Source organism: Nocardia sp. NPDC101769 (assembly GCF_044766925.1).
Taxonomy (GTDB): Bacteria; Actinomycetota; Actinomycetes; order Mycobacteriales; family Mycobacteriaceae; genus Nocardia.
Genome location: NZ_JBIWMX010000050.1, coordinates 24,722 through 32,583, shown reverse-complemented (window position 1 = coordinate 32,583; position 7,862 = coordinate 24,722). Strand labels below are relative to the sequence as shown.

The window sequence follows — 7,862 nt, the reverse complement described above, 5'->3', positions numbered from 1 at the left end:
GCGGTCCAAGATCAGAACACCGGCGACATGATCGATCATCAAGCGCCCGTTGGCAATCCAGGCCGGGTCAATCACGCAAACCGTGCCAGATCCCGGATTGGCGTGCTGTTGACAATCGGTCCGCTGACTTTCGGGACGCCACCCTGGTCGGCCGGAGATGATCTCAGGCCGTTAATCTTCCGCGAGAACCAATTGGGCTGCACCGAGCGATCAGCGGCCAAAAGAGTTCGTACGAGACTGCGGCAAGTTCCTCTTCCTCTGATCGAGGCCGGTGAAAATGCCGACAGGCTGTCATGCAACATCATCTGCAACTGGCCAACTTATGGCCAGCCGCACTGATAGCAGTCTGCCGATCTTGGCCACAGCGTGTCAACGGAGAATGGACCGAGACGAGGAATACCACGCCCAGATGCTCGAGATGTCGCTGTGGTGGACATCCAAGCTCGGCACGCTCTTGAAAGACCTTCGGGGCAGGCTGATCATCCAGCGTGCGCACGGGGCTGCTGCAGGACTGCCCTCGTTTGTAGCGGGGGCAGGATTTGAACCTGCGACCTCTGGGTTATGAGCCAACGGAACACCGTCCCACACCTGCCATCACCTGCCACCGCATCCCGTTCATGCAGGCCAACAGAATTTCAGCCGTCCCCGATGTCCGCCAAATCCCACTGAGTCCGACGGTTCCCCTGCTGTCGTGATGCCAAATTTGATGCCAAATCCCCGGCACTCACCAGCAATTTCATCGCCGGTTGCCGACCGTCGAACGAGTGATGTGTACGTGCCTCGAACACAGTCAGGCGGTGATGTGCTCCTCAACGGTGAACGACCGTGTGCGAGAACGATCGAGGAAGTTGCGTTCGTCCTCGGCGACCCCCGACCCCGGTGCGTACATGACTGCCACCCACGACTCATAGGCCGCCCGGTCTGGAAAGATCAGCTCGGTGATGATGTCGAAATCTCCGGCCGCGTTGTCGGAGACGACGTAGTTGCGCCGATAGCTCATCGGTGCCGGGGCCAGACTGATGACAAGGGGAACGTGCTGGCGTTCGTAATACTCGATCAACTGGTTCGTACTCAGCCCAGGCTTTTTCGCCAGCAGGGCGATGACCTTGAACATTGTGCTTGATCTCCTCGATCGGAGAGGGCCCGGAACCTTAGGGTTCCGGGCCGCTTTCTTCCTGTCGCACGGTTTCCGGGTGGTCGCCCACGACCGGCGCGGGCACGGCCGTTCCGCCCAGGTCTCCGACGGTCACGATATGGACCACTACGCCGACGACCTGGCCGCCGTCGTCGACCATCTCGAGCTGTCGGACGCCGTACACGTCGGTCACTCCACCGGAGGCGGTGAGGTCGTGCGCTACCTGTCGCGGCACGGGCAGGACCGGGCGGCCAAGGCGGTTCTGATCAGCGCGGTGCCGCCGATCATGGTCAAGACCGCCGACAACCCCGGCGGACTGGACAAGTCGGTCTTCGACGATATCCAGGTGCAGGTCGCCACCCGGCGGTCGGACTTCTTCCGCGCCTTCGCCGAAGGACCGTTCTACGGCTACAACCGGCCGGGCGCGCAACCCTCCGAAGGCGTGATCGCCAACTGGTGGCGGCAGGGCATGTCCGGCGGCGCCAAGGCGCACTACGACGGCGTGGTCGCCTTCTCCCAGACCGACTTCACCGAGGAACTCACGAAGATCACCATCCCCGTCCTCGTCATGCACGGCGAGGACGATCAGGTCGTCCCCTTCGAGGACGCCGCCATCCGCTCCGCCGACCTGCTGCCGAACGGCACCCTGAAGACCTATCCCGGCTTCCCGCACGGCATGCCGACCACCGAGGCCGCGACCATCAACGCCGACCTGCTCACCTTCATCCGACCCTGAACGACGAGCGAACGAAAACGGCCCCGGAACCAGGGAGGCCGTTTCCCATCGCGCGGCAGTGCCGAATGCACACCTGACTCAGCTCGCTGGTCTTTGTCCCACCGTCGATGTCGTGCACACTGTTCGCCGAAGCCCTTGCAGTGAGTTTCTTTCTTTCGCAAGAAGAATCATCACTCGAGGGCTTCGTTCAAGATCATTCAGGCCCGACAGATCAGCCCCGAGGTCAAAACTCGAGCCGGTCGGCTGCCGACCTGAAACTGATCAGCAACTGGAACGGCCGCGCACTGCGGATCAATGGCCAGGAGCCGAACAGCGGATTGAGGTATCGAAACACCATGCCCCGGCCGGCAGGCAGCCGGATGCCACGAACCGCGGTGATGTTCGGGTCGGCGAGCAGCCGTGCACGCAGTTCGTCATTGCTGATCCCCCACACCATCGGTGGAACCTCGTATCGCTGCTCTTCGGACTCGCGTCCACGCATCAGCAGGGTCGTCAACCAGGTGCCGCCCGGCGCGGACGCCGTCAGCCACTGGGGCATCGCGTCGAACATCATCGCGGCGCCGGGAAACCGCTCCGCACAACGGGATATCAGGCTGAGCACCTCGTCGCCGGGCAAATACATGAACAATCCCAGCGCGGTGATGAACAGCCCCTTACTCTGGTCGACCTTGTCCATCCAGCATTCGTCGAGCGCGGAACACGCGATACTGCGCCGGCGGTCATCGTCGGGCAGCAGTCGGCGACGCAAATCGATCGTCTCCGGGAGGTCGACGCTCAGCCACCGAACCCGGCCGTTGTCCACCCGCCAGAACTGTGTTTCGAGACCCTCGCCAAGAGACACGACGGTACCGTCCGGGTGCGTGGCGAGGAACCGGCGGATCTCATCGTCGAAGCACCGGGCGCGTAGGCTCAAGACGGGGTGCGGCCGACCGAACTTCGCCGCGAACGGGTAATCGATCGATTCGCACAGCGTGACCGCTTTCGGGTCGGACAGCAACGCGTCGGCACGCTTGGACTCCTCAGCGCGCCAGTAGAGGACCCACAGCAGGGTCTCCGGAACACCGGTCAGATCGACCTGTATCTTGTTTGCGCTCAATGTATCTCCAACAACGATCGGGTGATTCGAGCTCATAGCTTCCGCAGCCCGCGCAGAATCGCCACGATCGGCGCATTGGCGACCATACCCATGGCGACGCTAGGCTGGAAGGCGCTGAGATTCGACAGAATGGCGTAGCGCATGCCATTGTCACGCCAGCATGCAACCTGATCCACAACCTCGGAAGGTGTTCCTACCAAGCAGAATTCGCGCACCAATGATTCCGGGACCTTCTCCACATAGGAGAGCACAGTGGGCTCGTCCAGCAGCTGAGGGAGCAGATCCTGCAGACCGGCGAACGTTTCGCCGAGCGGGTGCTGGACACCGTGACGTGACCACATCGAACCCGGTGCGCCGAGTGTGAATGCCTTCACCGCGACCGACGCCAGCGCGTCGGCGACGCTGCCCCGCGTCGGCCCGGTGATTACCGGGAAAGTCCCTGCGGCGGTGAGTTTCTCCGGATCCCGTCCCGCGTCCGAGGCCGCGTTACGGACCATCGCCAGCTTCTCGCTGTACGCGGCCGGTCCGAGGCCGAACCCCGGCAACCAGGCGTCGGCGTACCGGCCGGTTGCCCGGAGCATCCGAGGACCGTTGGCGCCGAACCAGATCTCGGGCCGCGTGTCGCGATGTGGCGGGATCGCGAACACCGCGTCCCGGAGCGGAAAGTACTCGGAATCCCGGCTGATCGGCTTACCGTCGGACTCCCACAACGCCCGGATCGTGGCCACCGCCTCCTCGAACCGGGCCACCGGCCGCTGCCAATCGACCCCGTACGGCTCGTTGTTTTCCCGTTCACCCGGCCCGATGCCGAGGATCGCGCGGCCACCGCTCAGGTGGTGCAGTGTCGCGGCGGCCTGTGCGGTGACCGCCGGATGCCGACGTCCGGCGTCGGTCACGCCGACGCCCAGTCGGAACCGCGCCAAACCGTTCTGTGCCGCAACGTATCCGAGGGTGGTCCACGGTTCGTAGTGGCCGTCGATGCTCGGGGTGAAATGCGCCGCTCCGGTGTAGTCGGCCGACCAGACCGACCTGGGCAGGACACCCAGGATGTGGTCGGGCATCCAGATCGAGTCCGCGCCGCCGAGCAGCCCGACCGCCCGGGTGTTTCGAATCACGAGGTCGGGGGTGTAGCGCGAGTGCAGGCCCGGATCGAGCAGTCCGGTGCGGAATCTGGTCATCGCTGTCCTCCCGCGGCGTAGCCGAGCAGTCCGGGCGTCATCCGATCGCCGGTGCGGATCACACCGACCAGCGGCCGGGTCAGGGCCGCCGTCACCGCGCCGCGGGTCCGGGACCGCCGCCGGGCCAGCCGCCTGCCGATGACTGTCGCCGCCGCCGCCACTGCGTCGAATGGCCGGATGAACACGACGATTTCGCGCACGAGTCCGTCCTCGTTGAACCGGAAGAAATCGGTGCCCTCGGCGGGCCTGCCGAGGATCGTCGCCGTCCACCGAATCACGAGCGTGTGGGCGTCGCCGTATTCCTCGACCTTCCGCAGCCCGTGAAAGGACTGCTGGACGGCGCCGATCACCGGGCCGACGTCGTCTATTCCGGTGAATTCGTACCGGGCGACCGGCCCGCGCAGCACGACGTCGGGGGCCAGGAGCGCCAGCGCCCCCTGGAGGTCGCCGCGTTCCATCATCGTCGGAAATCCAAGACCTTTGCACTCTTCGGTCTGCATGATTGTTTTCCTCGTCGAAGCTTTCGTTATTGCCAGTCAGTGGGTCAATCCGTCGCCGTGCGGCGATACAGGTCGGATTCGGCGATTTCCGGGTTCGCCTGGGCCGCCTCGCGGAGCCCGGCCCGACCGCGGCTCGAATACGTCGCGCCGCGGGCAGGCACGAGCGGCGCGAAGTGCGCGAACCCGATGGGCTCGTCCATGTCGGTGTACAGCGCATCGACGCCTGTCTGCGACAGGAAGTACGCTTCATGCCAGGCCACGGTCGAACGCTTTTCGTCGTGAAGAAATGTCCGCCACCAATTCCGGTGATCGTCGTGGCGGCGTGCGAAATTATCCAGGCTGTCGGGATCCCGCCAGAATTGCCGGAACCCGATGTGCAGCGGGAAAACTCCCCAAATGAACTTCTCGTGCGCGAGCAGGCCATCCGGCGGGTTCTTCGCGATCTTCCGGAGCTTCGGCCCGATCTGCATCAGGAACCTGAGACCCGATAGCCGCCTGGCCTTGATGCCGAGATAAATCACAACGGGTTCAGGGTACTCCGACAGATCTACTGTCATTCGCTTACGCATGAAGCCTCCGACTTCGATTAAACCAGCCGTATCCGCGTCATAGAAATGACGCTTCACCAAGCAATCGACAATGTCAAGACCGGCCGCAATCAGCCAGGCAATCGTGTGGTAATTCTGCGCCTATTAGCGACGCTCGCAGCAGTGAAGTATCCATCCGTTATCGGCCTTGGGTTATCGACCTGGCGGCATTCGCGGCGCGGACCTCCTGCAGCCAGTCCTCGATGCGGTCGAGCACGCTACGGCCGTCGAGAATCCAGCCGTTGTGGCCGACCCGTCGCGGCTCCATCCAGACCTGCGCGGCCGCGGACTGGAATTTCTCGACGAAATGCTCCGCGGACGCGCGCGGCGCGAGTTCGTCACCGGCGATATGCACGGCGAGCACGGGCACCTCGAGCGCACCGATCCGGGCTTCATAGTCGACATCGGCTCCCTTCAGTTCGAAGCGGCCGGACCGGACGAGCTGGGACCAGTCCGAGTGCATCTGCTTCGGATGGCCGTCGAAGAGGCCGAGCGCGGTTCCGATCCGGCGGTCGGCCGCAACCAGAGAGCTCCGGGACGGCAGCAGCGCCGAACCGAGCAGCAGCCAGGCCGACATCGCCCGCCCGTAGCAGCGGTAGTAGTTGGTACCGCTGGCCACCAGGATCAGTCCGCTGACCTCGGCCCAGGCGGCCGCCGTCAACGCCGCCAGCTGCCCCCCGATGCTGTGACCGAGCAGATAGCGGTCACTGCCCGGAAAGCGCTGTGCCACGGCACCGATCATGGCGGGCAGGTCGACCGACGCGATCGTGTGGTAGCCGTAGGTCCCACCGACATCGGCGCAATCGCCCTGCCCGCGCAGCTCGCAGATCGCGACGTTGTATCCGCGGCCCGCGGTCGCCTGGGCGAACAGCTCGTAGTACGCGGCCGGGACACCCATGCCCGGGATCACGACCAGTACCGGCGCGGGGACTGGAGGCGGTGTGGCACCGCGCTGTCGCGCACCGACGACGCGTATCGGAGACCGGAGGCCGTCCGGCAGATCACTCCAGATCTTCTCCATCGCAACGCTCGCTACTTCGCGAGCCGCGCCAGCGCGGTCTCGCAGTCGGGGATCGGACGGAACGTGGTGGCCGACACCGGCAACCGCACTCCGAGCGTGCGCAGGTGCACCACTCTGGTCGTGAATGCCGCGCCGAGCATCAGATTCGCGGCAACCTCGCCTGCGGTCCTATTCCGCAGGGCCGCGAGGCAACTCCCTGCTGCCCAATGATTGAACGCACCGAGTGCGGGTCCGGCCCACAGCTGGTAGTCGACAGCGCGTTCGGCGACGCCTTCACGTGCCCAGCGCGACGACAACCCCAGATACCACCGAAACAGCAACGCCATCTTGCGGCGCGGATCCTCACAGCGCGTCAACTCACCGGGCTGGTTCTGCCCGAGATAGTCACGAACATCGGCCCAGGCAGCGTCGATCGATCGGCACAGGATCTTCTGTTCGAGCCATTCCCGATCAGCCGTCGACAGCGCATCGAGCGATCCGTATCGATCGTAGAGCTGCCGAAGTCGCTGCGCGCGAGCCGCGAACATCGTGCCCCTCTTCAAAACCTGTACCTGAGAGCCAATTTCGAACATATCGGCCGATGGCGCCAGATCGAAGTCCGTGACTTCAGCCGCTACGAGCATGGTCTTGGCACGATCGGAGAGGTCTGCCTCCACGCAGGTTTGGTTGACCGATCCGGTGACGACGTAGTCGGCGCCGAGAGCGAACGCGGCGGCGGCAGCCTCCGGCGTTCCGATGCCGCCTGCGGCACCGAACCGCACCGAGCCCGCCGGCCGGAACTTCCGTGCGAGGGCCTCGCGTTCGTGCGCGAACAGCGGCAGCAGTGCGACCAGTGGCCGCCCGTCCGTGTGCCCGCCGGAGTCCGCTTCGACCGTGATGTCGTCGGCCATCGGCACCGACCCGGCCAGCTCGGCTTGCTCGGCCGTGATCAGCCCCCGGTCGAGCAGCGACGACACCAGCTTCGGCGGAGCGGGTTGCAGGAACTTGCGACCGATCTCGATGCGCGACACCTTCGCCATGATCCGGTTGCCGATCGCCACCCGCCCACCGCGGCGTGCCAGCCCCGACAGCCTGAACCACACCAGGCTTGCGGTGATGTCGAGGAACGCCGACGCCTCCAGCCGATGTACCCCATGCCGGAGTAGCAGTTCGACCGTCTTGAACTCGAGCTCCTGGTCGTGCGGCGCGTATAACAGGTTCACCATGAACGGCCGTCCGCCGACCGATCGCACGAGCTCAGTGACCCGCGTTTCGACGGTGTTCAGGCTCAAGCCGCCCGCGCCGAAAGACGCCAGATATCCGGCCGCAGCCAGGCTCGTCACCAGCCGCGTCGAGGCGATGCCACCGGCCATGGCGCCGGCGACGTAGGCCGCCTCCAGCCGGTGCGCGGACCGGAACGCGGCCGAACCGAGCTGACCGGGCCGGCACGGCGGGGCGACGGCGACCAAACGCGCACCCGCCCCTGGACGCTCTGGCGAAAGACCGAACTGCCCTTGACTTTCCACGACATAGCACGGTTCGCCAAGGCGGGCGAGCACTGACCGGATACCCTCCGGGTCGGTGCGGATCGGCGTGCTCGACGGCGCCACGGCACCACGTGATGGTTCGA

At 65.1% G+C, this 7,862-nt stretch carries 9 protein-coding genes; 2 read left to right on the top strand and 7 right to left on the bottom strand.

Translation table 11 applies throughout. The features are described 5' to 3' along the window. Nucleotides 1-339: hypothetical protein (locus ACIRRA_RS41850; RefSeq protein ID WP_402780299.1), on the top strand; the 339-nt coding region annotated here is incomplete at its 5' end. Between the two features lie 451 nt (nt 340-790). Here ACIRRA_RS41850 and ACIRRA_RS41845 read toward each other — a convergent pair. Then, the gene (locus ACIRRA_RS41845; protein ID WP_402780297.1) at nt 791-1,114 is read right to left on the bottom strand and encodes an EthD domain-containing protein; all 324 of its coding nucleotides are present in this window, start codon (nt 1,112-1,114) and stop codon (nt 791-793) included. On the opposite strand from ACIRRA_RS41845, the gene ACIRRA_RS41840 reads away from it, so the two are divergent. Beyond that, on the top strand, nt 1,101-1,871 hold the full coding sequence (locus ACIRRA_RS41840; RefSeq protein WP_402780296.1) for an alpha/beta fold hydrolase: 771 nt from the start codon (nt 1,101-1,103) through the stop codon (nt 1,869-1,871). The genes ACIRRA_RS41845 and ACIRRA_RS41840 overlap by 14 nt on opposite strands. A 223-nt stretch (nt 1,872-2,094) precedes the next feature. Here the strand turns inward: ACIRRA_RS41840 and ACIRRA_RS41835 are convergent, their stop codons facing one another. The 6 genes from ACIRRA_RS41835 to ACIRRA_RS41810 all read right to left on the bottom strand — a co-directional run bounded on the left by ACIRRA_RS41835 (nt 2,095) and on the right by ACIRRA_RS41810 (nt 7,842). After that, nucleotides 2,095-2,967: a class I SAM-dependent methyltransferase gene (locus tag ACIRRA_RS41835; protein ID WP_402780294.1), complete on the bottom strand. Its 873-nt coding sequence runs from the start codon at nt 2,965-2,967 to the stop codon at nt 2,095-2,097. A gap of 32 nt (nt 2,968-2,999) precedes the next feature. Further along, nucleotides 3,000-4,145 carry an LLM class flavin-dependent oxidoreductase gene (locus ACIRRA_RS41830; protein WP_402780292.1) on the bottom strand — a complete coding sequence of 382 codons (1,146 nt, stop codon included), beginning with the start codon at nt 4,143-4,145 and terminating at the stop codon, nt 3,000-3,002. After that, the gene (locus ACIRRA_RS41825; RefSeq protein ID WP_402780290.1) at nt 4,142-4,645 is read right to left on the bottom strand and encodes a nuclear transport factor 2 family protein; all 504 of its coding nucleotides are present in this window, start codon (nt 4,643-4,645) and stop codon (nt 4,142-4,144) included. The genes ACIRRA_RS41830 and ACIRRA_RS41825 overlap by 4 nt, the downstream gene beginning before the upstream one ends. Before the next feature lie 44 nt (nt 4,646-4,689). After that, nucleotides 4,690-5,271: a monooxygenase family protein gene (locus ACIRRA_RS41820; RefSeq protein WP_402780304.1), complete on the bottom strand. Its 582-nt coding sequence runs from the start codon at nt 5,269-5,271 to the stop codon at nt 4,690-4,692. Nucleotides 5,272-5,371: 100 nt separating this feature from the next. Continuing rightward, a complete protein-coding gene (locus ACIRRA_RS41815) occupies nt 5,372-6,253 on the bottom strand; it encodes an alpha/beta fold hydrolase (RefSeq protein WP_402780288.1) in 882 nt (293 codons plus the stop codon). Nucleotides 6,254-6,264: 11 nt separating this feature from the next. Continuing rightward, nucleotides 6,265-7,842 (bottom strand): PfaD family polyunsaturated fatty acid/polyketide biosynthesis protein, encoded by a 1,578-nt coding sequence (locus ACIRRA_RS41810; protein ID WP_402780301.1) that lies wholly within the window; start codon nt 7,840-7,842, stop codon nt 6,265-6,267. Nucleotides 7,843-7,862 lie beyond the last annotated feature (20 nt).

Coding starts and splice junctions, on each gene's coding strand:
- ACIRRA_RS41845 (WP_402780297.1), bottom strand. CDS start 1,114: ATGTTCAAGGTCATCGCCCTGCTGGCGAAAAAGCCTGGGCTGAGTACG.
- ACIRRA_RS41815 (WP_402780288.1), bottom strand. CDS start 6,253: ATGGAGAAGATCTGGAGTGATCTGCCGGACGGCCTCCGGTCTCCGATA.
- ACIRRA_RS41830 (WP_402780292.1), bottom strand. CDS start 4,145: ATGACCAGATTCCGCACCGGACTGCTCGATCCGGGCCTGCACTCGCGC.
- ACIRRA_RS41840 (WP_402780296.1), top strand. CDS start 1,101: ATGACCTTGAACATTGTGCTTGATCTCCTCGATCGGAGAGGGCCCGGA.
- ACIRRA_RS41825 (WP_402780290.1), bottom strand. CDS start 4,645: ATGCAGACCGAAGAGTGCAAAGGTCTTGGATTTCCGACGATGATGGAA.